13 protein-coding genes are annotated in these 14,126 nt (G+C 72.5%); 5 read left to right on the top strand and 8 right to left on the bottom strand.

The features are described 5' to 3' along the window. Positions 1-5 precede the first annotated feature (5 nt). Positions 6-2,126, top strand: coding sequence for a 1,4-alpha-glucan branching enzyme (glgB, locus tag M4J07_RS41655; protein WP_255981292.1), 2,121 nt, complete (start codon positions 6-8; stop codon positions 2,124-2,126). Here glgB and M4J07_RS41650 read toward each other — a convergent pair. The 5 genes from M4J07_RS41650 to M4J07_RS41630 all read right to left on the bottom strand — a co-directional run bounded on the left by M4J07_RS41650 (position 2,115) and on the right by M4J07_RS41630 (position 7,743). After that, positions 2,115-4,361: a HelD family protein gene (locus tag M4J07_RS41650; RefSeq protein ID WP_255981288.1), complete on the bottom strand. Its 2,247-nt coding sequence runs from the start codon at positions 4,359-4,361 to the stop codon at positions 2,115-2,117. The genes glgB and M4J07_RS41650 overlap by 12 nt on opposite strands. A 178-nt stretch (positions 4,362-4,539) precedes the next feature. Beyond that, positions 4,540-4,860 (bottom strand): thioredoxin, encoded by a 321-nt coding sequence (trxA, locus tag M4J07_RS41645; protein ID WP_305128870.1) that lies wholly within the window; start codon positions 4,858-4,860, stop codon positions 4,540-4,542. A 2-nt stretch (positions 4,861-4,862) separates the two neighbouring features. Beyond that, the gene (locus M4J07_RS41640) at positions 4,863-5,273 is read right to left on the bottom strand and encodes a MerR family transcriptional regulator (protein ID WP_255981286.1); all 411 of its coding nucleotides are present in this window, start codon (positions 5,271-5,273) and stop codon (positions 4,863-4,865) included. 45 nt (positions 5,274-5,318) lie between these two features. Beyond that, positions 5,319-6,758, bottom strand: coding sequence for an AAA family ATPase (locus tag M4J07_RS41635; RefSeq protein ID WP_255981284.1), 1,440 nt, complete (start codon positions 6,756-6,758; stop codon positions 5,319-5,321). 91 nt (positions 6,759-6,849) lie between these two features. Beyond that, positions 6,850-7,743, bottom strand: a complete 894-nt coding sequence (locus tag M4J07_RS41630; RefSeq protein ID WP_255981282.1) for an NAD(P)-dependent oxidoreductase — start codon at positions 7,741-7,743, stop codon at positions 6,850-6,852. Between the two features lie 229 nt (positions 7,744-7,972). On the opposite strand from M4J07_RS41630, the gene M4J07_RS41625 reads away from it, so the two are divergent. Next, the gene (locus M4J07_RS41625; RefSeq protein ID WP_374215178.1) at positions 7,973-8,734 is read left to right on the top strand and encodes an MBL fold metallo-hydrolase; all 762 of its coding nucleotides are present in this window, start codon (positions 7,973-7,975) and stop codon (positions 8,732-8,734) included. Positions 8,735-8,741: 7 nt separating this feature from the next. Here the strand turns inward: M4J07_RS41625 and M4J07_RS41620 are convergent, their stop codons facing one another. After that, complete coding sequence (locus M4J07_RS41620) at positions 8,742-9,317, bottom strand: 3'-5' exonuclease (RefSeq protein ID WP_255981278.1); 576 nt, start codon at positions 9,315-9,317, stop codon at positions 8,742-8,744. A gap of 42 nt (positions 9,318-9,359) precedes the next feature. Then, positions 9,360-9,728, bottom strand: a complete 369-nt coding sequence (locus M4J07_RS41615; protein ID WP_255981276.1) for a hypothetical protein — start codon at positions 9,726-9,728, stop codon at positions 9,360-9,362. 134 nt (positions 9,729-9,862) lie between these two features. On the opposite strand from M4J07_RS41615, the gene M4J07_RS41610 reads away from it, so the two are divergent. Continuing rightward, complete coding sequence (locus M4J07_RS41610; protein WP_255981274.1) at positions 9,863-10,765, top strand: aldo/keto reductase; 903 nt, start codon at positions 9,863-9,865, stop codon at positions 10,763-10,765. A 29-nt stretch (positions 10,766-10,794) separates the two neighbouring features. Further along, positions 10,795-11,520 (top strand): alpha/beta fold hydrolase, encoded by a 726-nt coding sequence (locus M4J07_RS41605; RefSeq protein ID WP_255981272.1) that lies wholly within the window; start codon positions 10,795-10,797, stop codon positions 11,518-11,520. A 47-nt stretch (positions 11,521-11,567) separates the two neighbouring features. Here the strand turns inward: M4J07_RS41605 and M4J07_RS41600 are convergent, their stop codons facing one another. Then, positions 11,568-13,262 (bottom strand): MFS transporter, encoded by a 1,695-nt coding sequence (locus M4J07_RS41600; RefSeq protein ID WP_255981270.1) that lies wholly within the window; start codon positions 13,260-13,262, stop codon positions 11,568-11,570. Between the two features lie 166 nt (positions 13,263-13,428). On the opposite strand from M4J07_RS41600, the gene M4J07_RS41595 reads away from it, so the two are divergent. Next, positions 13,429-14,031, top strand: coding sequence for a TetR/AcrR family transcriptional regulator (locus tag M4J07_RS41595; protein ID WP_255981268.1), 603 nt, complete (start codon positions 13,429-13,431; stop codon positions 14,029-14,031). Positions 14,032-14,126: the final 95 nt, after the last annotated feature.

The raw sequence follows: 14,126 nt of genomic DNA, 5'->3' as shown, positions 1-14,126 counted from the left end.
ACGGAGTGCTGGGCGCACACCCCCACCCCGGCGGCACAGCCTTCCGCGCCTGGCGCCCCTACGCCGAGAAGGTCACCGTCACCACCCCGGAGGGCCTGCGTGCGGACCTCCACGACGACGGCGACGGCTTCTTCTCCGCGCTGCTCCCGCTCCGCGAGGTCCCGGCCGACCACCGACTGGAGATCACGTACGACAAGACCGTGCAGACCGTCGCGGACGCCTACGCCCTGCTCCCCTCCCTCGGCGAACTCGACCTGCACCTGATCGCCGAGGGCCGGCACGAGCAGCTGTGGACCGTGCTCGGCGCGCGCCCGATGACGCACCAGGGCATCGAGGGCACCCGCTTCACCGTGTGGGCGCCCAACGCCCGCGGCGTCCGCGTCGTCGGTGGCTTCAACTACTGGGACGGCGCGGCCCACAGCATGCGCTCGCTCGGCTCGTCCGGCATCTGGGAGCTGTTCGTCCCGGACATCGGCGAGGGCGAGCTGTACAAGTACGAGATCACCCGCCCCGACGGCAGCCGGACGATGCGCGCCGACCCGCTGGCCACCCGCACGGAGACGCCGCCCGCCAACTCCTCGGTGGTGCACGCCTCCCACCACACCTGGGGGGACGAGGAGTGGATCGCGCGGCGCGGCGAACGCCCCGTCCATGAGGCGCCCTTCTCCGTCTACGAGGTCCACCTGGCGTCCTGGCGCCCCGGCCTCACCTACCGCCGGCTCGCCGACCAGCTCCCCGCCTACGTCGCGGACCTGAACTTCACGCACGTCGAGTTCCTGCCGGTCGCGGAGCATCCGTTCGGCGGCTCCTGGGGCTACCAGGTCACCGGCTTCTACGCACCGACCGCCCGCCTCGGCACCCCCGACGACTTCAAGTACCTGATCGACAAGCTGCACCAGGCCGGCATCGGCGTCCTCATGGACTGGGTCCCGGCCCACTTCCCGCGCGACGACTGGGCGTTGGCGGAGTTCGACGGCCGCACCCTGTACGAGCACGAGGATCCGCTGCGCGCCGCGCATCCCGACTGGGGCACGCTGGAGTTCGACTACGGCCGCAAGGAGGTCCGCAACTTCCTCGTGGCGAACGCCCTGTACTGGTGCGAGGAGTTCCACATCGACGGCCTGCGGGTCGACGCGGTGGCGTCCATGCTCTACCTGGACTACTCGCGCGAAGAGGGGCAGTGGACCCCGAACCAGTTCGGCGGCCGCGAGAACCTCGACGCGGTCGACTTCCTCCAGGAGATGAACGCGACCCTGTACCGGCGGGTCCCGGGCGTCGTGACGATCGCCGAGGAGTCCACGGCCTGGGACGGCGTCACCCGCGCCACCCACCACGTCGGCCCCGGCGGCTTCGGCGGGCTCGGCTTCGGGCTGAAGTGGAACATGGGCTGGATGCACGACTCGCTGGACTACATGAGTCACGAGCCGGTGCACCGCAAGTACCACCACAACGAGATGACGTTCTCGATGGTGTACGCGTACAGCGAGAACTACGTGCTGCCCATCTCGCACGACGAGGTGGTGCACGGAAAGCGGTCACTCGTCTCGAAGATGCCCGGCGACTGGTGGCAGCAGCGCGCCGACCTGCGCGCCTACCTGGGCTTCATGTGGGCCCACCCGGGCAAGCAACTCCTGTTCATGGGGCAGGAGTTCGCGCAGGGCGCCGAGTGGTCGGAGGCGCACGGCCCCGACTGGTGGCTGCTCGACCCGGCGTACGGAGCCGAGCCCGACCACCGCGGCGTGCGCGACCTCACCCGCGACCTCAACACGCTCTACCGGTCCGAACCGGCCCTGTGGCAGCGGGACACCGACCCGGCCGGCTTCTCCTGGGTGACCGGCGACGCGGCGGAGGACAACGTCTTCGCCTTCCTCCGCCACGCCGCCGACGGCTCGCCGCTCCTGTCGGTGTCGAACTTCTCCCCGGTGGTCCGCCACGACTACCGCCTGGGCGTCCCCGACGACGTACCGGCCTGGCACGAGGTCCTGAACACGGACCACGCGCGCTACGGCGGCGGCGACGTCACCAACCGCGACCCGGTGAAGCCGGACGACGAGGGCGCGCACGGCCGCCCGGCCAGCATCCGCCTCACCCTGCCGCCCCTGGCGACGGTGTGGCTACGCCCCTGAACCGGCCACGGCCAGTCGAAGGAGCGCCGGAGGCAGCTCCCCGGAGTGCACGACCCCCAGGGACTGGGTCGCCCGGGTCAGCGCCACGTACAGATCGCTCAGCCCGAACTCCCCCGGCTCGACCACGATCACGCGGTCGAACTCGAGACCCTTGGCCTGCCGGGGATCGAGCAGCACCACCTGCCGGGTGAGGTCGGGCGTGAGCCCGGCCGCGTCGACGCCCGGCAGCCGCGCGGCCAGCGCCTCCCGGAGCCGGCGCGGGGCGATCACCGCGAGCCGCCCCTCGTCGGGGACCTCGGCGGCGACGGCCTCGGCCACGGCGGCGACGAGGTCACCCGTGACCTCGCGCCGCCAGGGCAGGACCCCGGTCGACCGCACCGACGACGGCGGCTCGAAGTCCGGGTGCTCGGCCCGCAGCACCGCCGCCGCGACGTCCATGATCTCGGCCGGCGTGCGGTAGTTGACCCCGAGCCGGGTGTGCTCGAAGCGGTCCTCGACGTACGGCGCGAGGATCTTCTCCCACGATCCGACGCCCGCCTCCTCGGCGGTCTGCGCCGGGTCGCCGACCAGCGTCATCGACCGGGTCGGCGAGCGCCGCATCAGCAGCCGCCACGCCATCGGGCTGAGCTCCTGCGCCTCGTCGACGATGATGTGGCCGAACGCCCAGGTCCGGTCGGCGGCGGCCCGCTCGGCGGCGCTGCGGTGGTCCTCCTCCGCGTACCAGTCGCCGACGCGCTCGGCGTCGACGATGTCGTGCGCGGCGAGCACCTCGGACTCGTCCTCGTCCTCGAACTCGTACGTCTCCGAGCCGCGGGAGAGGTCGAGAACGCCCTGCGCGTACGCGATCCGCTCCTGCCGGGCGGCCTCGGCGGCGGCCCGCTCGGCGCTGTCGTCGTGGCCGAGCAGCTCCGCCGCCTCGTCGAGCAGCGGCACGTCGGCCGGGGTCCAGTCGGTGGGCCCGGTCGTGGTCCGCCGGATGGCGTCGGCGTCCGCCTGCGCCAGCTGGACGGGCTCGGCGAGGAAGTCCGCGACGAGCCCCTCCGGGGTGAGCGTCGGCCACAGCTCCTCGATGGCGGCGTGCACGTCGGCGCTGGCGGCGACGCCCTTGCCGAGCTGGGCGAGGTCGTCGGGGCCGAGGAAGTTCGGGCCGCCGTACGGGTCGGCGCCGATCCGCTCGGCGAGCTGCTGGGTGAGCGCGTCGAGGATCCGGAAGGCGAAGTGCGGCCGGGCGAGGTTGTGCGGCAGCAGGGTGTCCCGGGCCGCCTGACGCGCCTCGTAGGCGATCTCCCAGTCGAGGATCAGATCGCCGTCGTCGTGCCGGATGACCATCGGGGCGCCGGGCTCGGGCAGCTGCTGCCGGTCGCGGACGGCGAACGCGAGCGCGTCGGCCATCGCGGCGGCGCCCTTCACGGCGGCGGCCCGCGGGGTGTCGACGGCAGTGGCGTGCACCCCGGGGAACAGCTCGCCGACCGTGGCGAGCAGCACGCCCGTCTCACCGAGGGCGGGCAGCACCTCGGAGATGTAGGAGAGGAACGCCGGGTTGGGGCCGACGATCAGCACGGCCCGCTTGGCGAGCAGCTCGCGGTGCTCGTAGAGCAGGAACGCGGCACGGTGCAGGGCGACCGCGGTCTTCCCGGTGCCGGGACCGCCCTCGACGACGAGCACCCCGCGGTGGTCGTGCCGGATGATCCGGTCCTGCTCGGCCTGGATGGTCTGCACGATGTCGCCCATGCGGCCGGTGCGCGCCGAGTTCAGGGCGGCGAGCAGCACGGCGTCGCCCGTGGGGTCCTCGAAGCCGGTGCGTTCGGCGTCGCCGAGGTCGAGGATCTCGTCGTGGAGTTCGGTGACCGTACGGCCTTCGGTGGTGAGGTGACGGCGCCGACGAAGGCCCATCGGCGTATGCCCGGTCGCCAGATAGAAGGGGCGGGCGACCGGCGCGCGCCAGTCGATCAGAATGGGGGTGTGCTCGGTGTCGTCCTCACGAATTCCGAGGCGCCCGATGTGATGCGTCACGCCGTCGGTGAGATCGATGCGGCCGAAGCAGAGCGAGCCGTCGACCGCGTTCAGCGCGGCGAGCAGACCGGACCGCTCCACGACCAGCAGATCCCGCTCCAGCCTGGCCTGCTGGCCGGTGCCGACCGGCGTCAGGGCGTCGGTGACCGAGTCCGCGGCCAGGCCGCGCAGCGCGTCGACCCGCGCGTAGAGCCGGTCGATGAATTCCTGTTCCTTTTGCAATTCTTTCTGCGATGCGGCGGATTCCCGGCTTGACAAAACTGCTCCCTGCCCGGTACGGTGTGTTTAGTTGGCCCCCGGTGAGGGGCCTTTTCTGTGGGCACACAGAAACACCGAATATACCCCGGGCGGGGCGCAATTCCAATCCCGGATCCGGCTCCGGATCCGCTCGCGGTATTTCCTAGAGGGCCTCGGCCAATTCCTCGAGCAGCCGCCGCTTCGGCCGGGCACCGACCCGCGACCACACCGGCTGGCCGTCCTTGAAGACCATCAGCGTCGGCATGGACAGCACCCCGTACTTCACGGCCGTGTCCGGATTGGCGTCGACGTCGATCGCCACGACGTCGAGACGCTCGCTCTCCTCCTCCGCGATGGACCTGAGCACGGGCGCCAGCTGCTTGCACGGCCCGCACCACTCGGCGGTGAACTCCACGAGCACCGGCCGCCCGTTCTTGAGCACCTCCGCGTCGAAGTCCGCGTCGGTCACGTCACGCATGGACATGGTCACTCCCCTGGTTGCAGTTCGCAGCGCGGCGCGGACTCCTCCACCACCAGCGCCTCCATGGCTTCCTCGGCACGCGCCAGCTGCGCGCCGACCTTCTCCCGCACGGCGGTCAACTCGCCGATCAGCGCGTCGAGTTCGGTGAGCTTGGTGCGGTACACGGCGAGCGACGCCGGGCACGAGTCGCCCTCGGGGTGGCCGGCCCGCAGGCACTCCACGAACGGGCGGGTCTCCTCCAGGTCGAACCCGAAGTCCTGGAGCGTGCGGATCTGCCGCAGTGCCCGCAGGTCGTCCTCGTCGTACGTCCGGTAGCCGTTGCCGCCGCGCCGCGCGGGCAGCAGCCCGCGCGACTCGTAGTACCTGAGCGTCCGCGTGGTCGTGCCGGCGCGGTCCGCGAGCTCTCCGATGCGCATGCCACGACGGTAAACCTTGACCCCGGCGTCAAGGCCAGCGTCCGCTCAGTCCTCCGGCGGGGCCTGCGCGCCCAGCAGCCGCCGGGTCAGCAGATCGCGGTCGCCGAGCAGCTCGTCGAGCGCGGTCCGTACGTCGACGGCCTCGGTCGTCGCCGCCTCGCGCTCGGCCGCGATGAGGACCGACCGGCGGACCAGCTCCTTCGCGAACGACGCGGTGGTCCCTTCCGTGCGCGCGACGATCTCGCCGGTGAGCGCGGCGTCCAGGTCGAGCGCGCCGCCGTACAGCGCGAGCAGCCGGGCCCGCCCCTCCGCGTCCGGCAGCGGGACCTCGACGGCGAGGTCGACGCGTCCCGGCCGCTGCACGAGGGCCGGTTCGAGGAGGTCGGCGCGGTTGGTGGTGAGCAGGAACGCGACGTCGGCGTCGTCGCCGAGTCCGTCCATCTCGTTCAGCACCTGGAAGAGCAGGGGCTGTTCACCGCCGCCGTGGTCGCGCGACTCGGCGATCAGATCGCAGTCCTCCAGGACGACGAGGGCCGGCTGCAGCATCCGGGCGAGCGCGCAGGCCGAGCCGATCGCGCCGATGCTGGTGCCCGCGAGCAGGATGACCGTGAACTCCGGCAGGTGCGAGAGCAGGTACCGGACGGTGTGGGTCTTGCCGGTGCCGGGCGGCCCGTACAGGAGCAGACCGCGGCGCAGGTGCTGACCGGCCGCGCGCAGCCGCTCACGACGCCTGGCCACGCCGACGACCTGCCGCTCGACGCGGTCGAGCAGCCCGTCGGGCAGCACGACGGCGTCGCGGCCGAGGCCGGGGCGGCGGTGGAAGCGGAACGGGCCGAGGCCCTGCCCGAACTCGCCGCCCTCGAAGGAGAGCACCTGCCCGCGGAAGACGTTGTGCGTGCGCACCAGGGCGTCGACCTCACCGAGGAAGGTCTGCGCGGCGTCCTTGTCGGCGCACATCACCTCCAGGCGCACCTTGCGGTTGTCGTAGTCGTCGGTCGGGCCGCGCAGCAGCGCCGCGAACGGCAGGCCCCGGTCGGTGCGGCCGAGGTAGAACCCGACGTGCACACAGGCAAGTTCGTCGTCCGGGGAGACGGGCAGCTGCGCGTAGTCGACCGCGCCGAGCTTGAACTGCTCGTAGCGGTCGGCGGATTCGACGACCTCGGTGAGGTCGAGGTCGCTGCGGTTGCGGGCGCCCGCCATGCCGAGCAGCTCGTACGGCTGCCCGGGCCGGTCGGCGAACCAGCGCTGCACCGCCAGATGGACGTTGGGGTGGTCGTACGGCGCGTACGCGGCCTTGACGATCGGCGTCTCACCGGGGTCGGCGCCCAGGTGCCCGCGGAGCTTCGCGGTGAGGCTGCGCGCGTCGGGCTCGGCGGCCGGCGGGCGCGCCACGGCCTCCAGGAACTCCGCGAACAGAGACTCGATCCGCGCCCGCTCGGAGCCCTCGGGCCCGCTCGGCCCACTGACGAAGAATGTTGTGCCCATGCGGGGCATTCTGGGTCATTCAAGGCCGCGGGCCGACCCCTTTTCCGCCGGGCCGGCCGCCGGTCCGCTCGGACTGCTGAAAACTCTGGAACTACCGGGACTGCTCCGGCTGTCGCACCGCGTCGACGGTGCTGGACCAGTCGTCCGCCCCGTGCCCCAGGGACATGGCCCGCCCGGCGACCCCCCGCACCGCGCGCAGCACCGTCGTGTCCAGGCCCCGGTGCTCGGCGGCGTGCACGATGTGGTCGATGCCCGCGACCTCCATGGCGAGGTTGGCGAGGTCGCCGGGGTGCTTGCCGCTGTCGATGTTCTCGGCCATGTACGTGGCGATGTCCGGGACGATCGCGTGGTTGGCGATGAGGAACGGCGCCAGCTTCGCGGCCGGCACCCGGTCGGCGCCCGCGAGGGCGTAGGCGTGCACGATGCCGGACATGGTCGTCCAGAAGTAGTCGAGGATCGACAGGTCGTAGACGGCGGCGAGCCCGTGGTCCGCGCCGAGGTGGGTGGCCCGGCCGCCCAGGGCCGTGAAGACCTGCTCGTACGCGGTGTAGGCGTCCTCGGGACCCGCGTAGAAGATCAGGGCCTGCTCGGATCCGATGACGGTGACCGGCACCATGATCGCCCCGTCGAGGTAGCGGATGCCGTGCCGGCCGGCCCATGCGGCGGCCTCGCGGGCCCGCTCGGGAGTGTCCGAGGTCAGATTGACGACGACCTTGCCGGACAGGTCCGCGGCGAGCGGGGCGAGGATCGCGTGGGCGGCGTCGTGGTCGACGACGCACACGATCACGACGTCGGCGGCCTGCACGGCGTCGGCGGCGGTCGCGGCCCGGCGGGCGCCGCGTCCGACGAGTTCCTCGCCCTTCCCGGGAGAGCGGTTCCAGACGGTGGTGGGGTGTCCTGCGGTCAGCAGCGCATCGGCGAGGGCGTGGCCCATGGCGCCGAGGCCGAGGACGGTGACGGGGGTTGCGGTGATCTCGTTCGTCATGCCGCCATCGTGTGCGGCGCCCTCAACTCCCCACAAGAACCCACTATTTGGTGAGGTACTCACCGAAAGGTAAGCATGGACGGGAGGGAGGCAGGCGTGGACGGGACGGCCGTCGCGGGAGCGTCGCGGGAATAGGGACCCGCCGCGCACACTTGTAGGCCAGTGACCGGCACCGACCCGTGCCCGAATACGAGACGACTCGGCAGCCCCGGAGGCCCCCGTGACCGCGATCGCCATCCGCTACGTCGGCGGACCCACGTCCGTCATCGAGATCGGCGGCCTGCGTCTGCTCACCGACCCGACGTTCGACGCCCCCGGCGAGTACGCGGTCGGCTCGCGGTCGCTGGTGAAGACGGCGGGCCCGGCCGTCACGGCGCGGGAGATCGGCCCGGTCGACGCGGTCCTGCTGTCCCACGACCACCACCCCGACAACCTGGACACCGCGGGCCGCGCCCTGCTGTCCGACGCCCCGCTGGTCCTCACGACGGCGGCGGCCCGGGGGCGGCTCGGCGAGACGGCGACCGCCCTGCCGAACTGGCAGCACGTGGACGTCGAGCGCCCCGGCGGCGGCACCCTGCGCATCACCGGCGTGCCGGCCCTGCACGGCCCCGAGGGCAGCGAGCCGCTGGTCGGCGAGGTCACGGGCTTCGTGCTGTCCGGCGAAGGGCTGCCCACGGTGTACGTCTCCGGGGACAACGCGTCGCTCGACCACGTCCGGGAGATCGCCGACCGGTTCCCCGCGGTGGACGTCGCGGTGCTCTTCGCGGGGGCGGCCCGCACACCGCTGGTCCCCGACGCCACGCTGACGCTGACCAGCGCGCAGGCCGCCCAGGCCGCGGAGCTGCTCGGCGCCCGCCAGGTGGTGCCGCTGCACTTCGAGCACTGGGGCCACTTCACCCAGGACGGGCCCACGCTGACGGCGGCGTTCGCGCAGGCGGGCCTGAGCGACCGTCTGCACCTGCTGAAGCCGGGCGCGACCGTCACGTTCTGACGTCCGGTCAATTGCCGTACGCAGTGGGCCAGTCGCCGCGCTCCGCGATCCGCAGCACGAGCGCGGCGATGTTCCACGCGTCGTCCTCGCCCCGGTGGTGGCGCCCCTCCAGCGGCAGCCCGGCGATCGTCAGCGCCTGCGCCATGCCCGGCCTCTTGCGCAGCCCGTGGCTCTCGGTGAACACGGCCTTGGCGTTGATGTGGACCGGGCCGAAGGGGTACGGGGCGCCGGGCGCGGCGCACTGCCGGCGGAACTGGTGGCGGTCGTAGTCGCCCCAGCTCGCCCACGGCCGCGTCCGCCCGGCGAACGCTCCGCTCAGCCGCAGGCACGCCTCGGCGAAGCCGACACCCCGCTCGACCTCGGCCTGGGTGAGGCCGGTGAGTTCGGTGCAGAAGTCGCTGACCGTGGAGCGGACGGGCCGGACCAGGATCCCGTGCCGGGAGAGCCGCTCGCCCGCGTCCAGGTCGACGACGGTGAGCCCGACCTCGATGATCTCGCTGACCGCTCCGGGCGGGGGCGGCCCGTCCCAGCAGGTCGCTTCGACGTCGATGACATTCAGCAGGCGGGGGGCGGCGGCGGTCATGCGGGCGAGCGTACGAAGGCGGGGACCCGGCCCACCACCGGATTACGGCCAGTCGACGATCCCCGCGAACACCAGATACGTGACGAGCACGGCGAACGGCGCCACCGCCGCGAAGCCGGTCCGGCGCGCGGCGAACCGCTCCTCCCACGGCAGCAGCCACGCGGTGGCGAGGACGAGCAGGGAGATCGTGAGCCCCCAGCCGAAGACGGTGAACGCCCGCTCGTAGCTCGGCTCGAACCGGGCCACCTGGGCGTCGGTGCACGCGTCGCAGGCCATCGGCGACAGACCGGCGACCGCGTACGCGACCAGCGCCGCGGGCAGCGTGACCAGGCTGGACACCAGCGGAGCGACCCACTGACGGGAGCGCGGCGCGGGACGTACGGCGGAGTCTGCGGCGAGTTCGTCGATCATGGCTCCATCAAAGGGTGCGGGCGGCCCCCGCACCTGAGTGCCGGTACTCAGGCCTCGTACTCATGTGCCCTTCATGTGCCCCTCATGTGCCACGCCACTCGGGCGGTGGCGAACGACCCGACAGGAGCGAAGAGATGACCGACGATCACGTCCCCGTGTCCGCGGAGGCCTCCGGGACCTGGACCCTCGGCGACCTCCCCGTGCGCCGGATCGGCTTCGGGGCGATGCGGCTCCCGGGCCGGATCGCGTTCGACAACACGTCCGTCGCCGACCGCACCCGGTCGGTCCGGGTACTGCGCCGCGCCGTCGAGCTCGGCGTGAACCACATCGACACCGCCGCCTTCTACTTCTCGTCGCTCCGCTCGGCCAACGAACTCATCAACGCGGCCCTCGCCCCGTACCCCGACGACCTGGTCATCGTCACGAAGGTCGGCCCGCGCCGCGACAGGATGGGCGCCTGGACCACCTGGGCCCGCCCCGAGGAGCTGCGCGGCGACGTCGAGGAGAACCTGCGCCAGCTCGGCCGCGACCACGTCGACGTCGTCAACTTCCGCATGAACGAGCGGACTTCGGCCGACATCGAGGAGTACGTGGGGGCGCTGGCCGAGCTGCGCGACGCGGGTCTGGTCCGGCACGTCGGCGTCTCGGACGTCGACACCGAGCTGCTCGCCCGGGCCCAGAAGGTGACGCCCGTGGTGTGCGTGCAGAACCGGTTCGGGCTCGGCACCGGCCGGCCGGGCGACGCCGACCTGCTGCGTTCCTGCGCCGGCCAGGGCATCGCCTTCGTGCCGTTCTTCGCCATCGCGGGCAGCGGCGGGCACGCGGGCGCGACCGGCACCGCGGAGTCCCCGGCCGTCGAGCGGATCGCCGCGGCGCACGGTGCGTCGCCCGCCCAGATCCGGCTCGCGTGGACGCTGCACCAGGGCCCGAACGTCCTCGCCATCCCGGGCACCGGCGACCCGGAGCATCTCGCGCAGAACGTCGCGGCGGGCGCGATCCGGCTCAGCGGGGAGGAACTGCGGGCGCTGGCGGGCTGATTGTCAGTGGTCGCGGATACGGTGCGGCCATGACTGATTACGTGTTGGTCCCGGGCGCCTGGCTGGGTGCCTGGGCATGGCAGGACGTGGTCGCCGAGCTGACCGGGGCGGGCCACGGCGCCCATCCGCTGTCGCTCTCCGGGCTCGCGGAGCGCAGCGGGACCCCGGCCGGGCAGGACACGCACGTCCGGGACATCGTCGACGAGGTCGACCGGCTCGGGCTGCGGGACGTCGTCCTGGTCGGGCACAGCTACTCGGGCATCCCGGTCGCCCAGGCCGCCGGGCGGCTCGGGTCCCGGCTGCGCCGCGTGGTGTTCGTCGACGCGTGCGTGCCGCAGGAAGGCGAGTCGTTCGCCTCGGGCTGGTGGCAGGGGCAGGCCGCGTTCGAGGCGGTGCTGGCGGCCCAGGACGGAGGTTGGGCGGTCCCGGCCGCCGAGGAGTTCGCGGGCCAGGACCTGACGGACGAGCAGATCGCCCGGTTCACGAGCCTCGGGACCCCGCACCCGGCCGCCGCCCTCACCGAACCCGCGGCGCTCCCCCGCCCGCTCGGCGACCTCCCGGCCACGTACATCAAGTGCCTGCTCGACGGTGACGTACCGCCCGACGCGGCGGCGGAACTGCTCAAGAGCAGCGAACTCTGGAACCTGGTCGAGATGGACACGGGCCACTGGCCGATGTTCTCCCGGCCGCGCGAGCTGGCACGGATCCTGCTCGACACGGCCGGGGACGACACACCGGAGAGAGCGAGCGCGTAAAGCGCGCTCGACCCGTTTCTGGGTTCCGGGTCCCGGCCGACTCTCGGCTAGGCCTTGGCGTCGGCCAGTTCGGCTTCCTGCTGCTCCGGTCCGGCCTCCCGCTCGGCCGGTTCGGCGTCCGCGCCCCGGCCGCGCCGGGGCAGCAGGACCGCCACGAGCACGGTGCCGACGCCCAGGATCACCGCTCCGACGACACTGGTGTGCGCCACGGCGTCGGAGAACGACGAGCCGACCGCGTCGGCCATCTGGCGTGCCCCGTCGGCGAGTTGACCGGCCTGCGCCTTGAGCTGGGCGGCCTGCTGCGGGTCGGTGGCCCCGGCCGCCTGCTCGGCGAGCTTCTGGGCCTGCGCCCCGACGTGCTGGGCGACGGCGTACCCGGCGCCGACCGAGTCCTGCGCGGTGGACAGCGCGTCGCCCGGCAGCTTGGTGCCGGACGCGGCGTCCGCGAGGTGAGAGGAGTACGAACCGGCGAGCACGGAGCCGAGGATGGCGATGCCGAGCGACCCGCCCAGTTCGAGCGAGGTGTCGTTCACCGCACCGCCGACGCCCAGCTCGGACTCCGGGAACGCGCCCATGATCGCGTCGGTGCACGGCGAGAGCGCGAGCCCGATCGCGAGGCCGAGGATCACGAGGGGCAGCACGAAGTCGCTGTACGTCGACCCGGCGTCGATCCGGGTGAGCAGTGCGAGCGCCGCCGTACCGCCGACCATGCCCGCGGTCACCGTGACCTTCATGCCGATGCGCGGCGTCAGGTACCCGGTGAGCGCCGACCCGACGAACACCGCACCGGCCAGCGGCAGCATCCGCACGCCGGTCTCCCACGCGTCGTACCCGAGGACGAACTGGAGGTGCTGGGTCAGGTAGTAGAAGGCACCGAAGACGGCCAGGAAGAAGAGGGCGACGGCCAGGTTCGACCCCGCGAACCGACGGTTGGCGAACCGGCGCACGTCGAGCACGGGCCGCGGGTGCCGCAGCTCCCACAGCACGAACGCCACCAGCGCGACGCCCGCCACGACGGCGGCCGAGACCGCCTTGACGCCCCAGCCGAAGTGCGGCCCCTCGATGATCATGTAGACGAGCGCGCCCACCCACACGACGGACAGCACCCCGCCCACGTAGTCGATCCGGTCGTGGTGCCCGGCCTTCGACGGCGGTACGAGGACGAGCGCGCCGACGATCGCGACGGCGGCGACCGGCACGTTGATCAGGAACGTGGACGCCCAGCCGTGGTCGCGCAGCAGCGCCCCGGCCACCAGCGGCCCGGCCGCGATGGCGAGCCCCGCCGTCGCCGTCCACAGTACGATCGCCTTGGCCCGCTCGGCCCGCGGGAAGGTGGCGGCGAGCAGCGACAGCGTCGCGGGCATGATCATGGCCGCGCCGACACCCATCACGGCGCGCGCGGCGATGACGCCCCCGGAGCTGTCCACGAGCGATCCGGCGACAGCGCCCCCGCCGAACACGACGAGCCCCAGCAGCAGGGCCCCGCGCCGGCTGTACTTGTCGCCGATGGCGCCCAGCAGCAGCATCAGCGCCGCGTACGGGACGGTGTAGCCGTCGATGACCCACTGCAGGTCGGCACTGGAGAGCCCCAGGTCCTGAGTCATGTCGGGTGCGGCGACCGTCAGGGCCGTATTGGCCATCACGATGATCAGCAGGCTCAGGCAGAGCACGAGCAGGGCCCACCAGCGGCGGGCGTACGGCCGGTCCATCGATTCGACCGGCTCGTTCATGACGAGACGCATGGCGCGGAGACCCTCCCGGGTGGCAGGACACGACCCGCACAAGCCACCTCAGCGACTTGCACAGCCATGTGCAATTACACAGCGATGTGCAATCTACGCCGTTGCACAGCAGTGTGCAAAACCGCAACGCCTCTCGGGTGCCGGACACCCCCGGCGGCCGGGCACAATGAACGGCGTGACTTCCGTACGAGCCGACGCCAACCGCCGCCGCATCCTCGACGTCGCGCTCGCCGAGCTGCTGCGCGACCCGGATGCCTCCATGGACCAGATCGCACGCGCCGCGGGGGTGGTGCGCCGCACGGTCTACGGACACTTCCCGAGCCGCGAGGCGCTGGTCGGCGCCCTGGTGGACGACGCGGCGCAGGCCGTCGCGGAGGCGCATCGGGCGGGCCGCGAGGGCATCGACGACCCGGCGGAGGCGGTGGCCCGCTCGATCCGGGCGATCTGGCCGATCGCCGACCGCTACCGCCTCTTGGTCCACCTCGCGCAGCGCAGCGTCACGATGGAGGGCATCAGGGCGCGCCTCGCCCCGGTCCGCGAGGTCTGCACGGAACTGATCCAACAGGCCCAGGACAACGGCGAGTTCACCTCACCGCTGCCCGCGGAGGCGCTGGCGTACGTGCAGGAGCAGGTGCTGTTCGGACTGATGGAGGCGGTCAACGACGGCGCGCTCGCACCCGAGAACGCCGCCCGCGCCGCGGTCGTGGCGGTCCTGTCGGTGGCCGGCCACCCGACGAAGGACGCGGAACGCCTGGCCGACTCGGCGTGAGTCGGCAATCTGCGGGCGCCGAGGCACCGGCATTCCTGACGCACAACGCAAAAAAGCCGCAACTCCCGAGCTAATGCTCGGGAGTTGCGGCTTTT

Origin of the sequence: Streptomyces longispororuber (assembly GCF_024448165.1) — a bacterium.
Taxonomy (GTDB): domain Bacteria; phylum Actinomycetota; class Actinomycetes; order Streptomycetales; family Streptomycetaceae; genus Streptomyces; species Streptomyces longispororuber_A.
The sequence above is the reverse complement of the archived record's forward strand: the minus strand, read 5'-3'. Positions and strand labels throughout refer to the sequence as shown.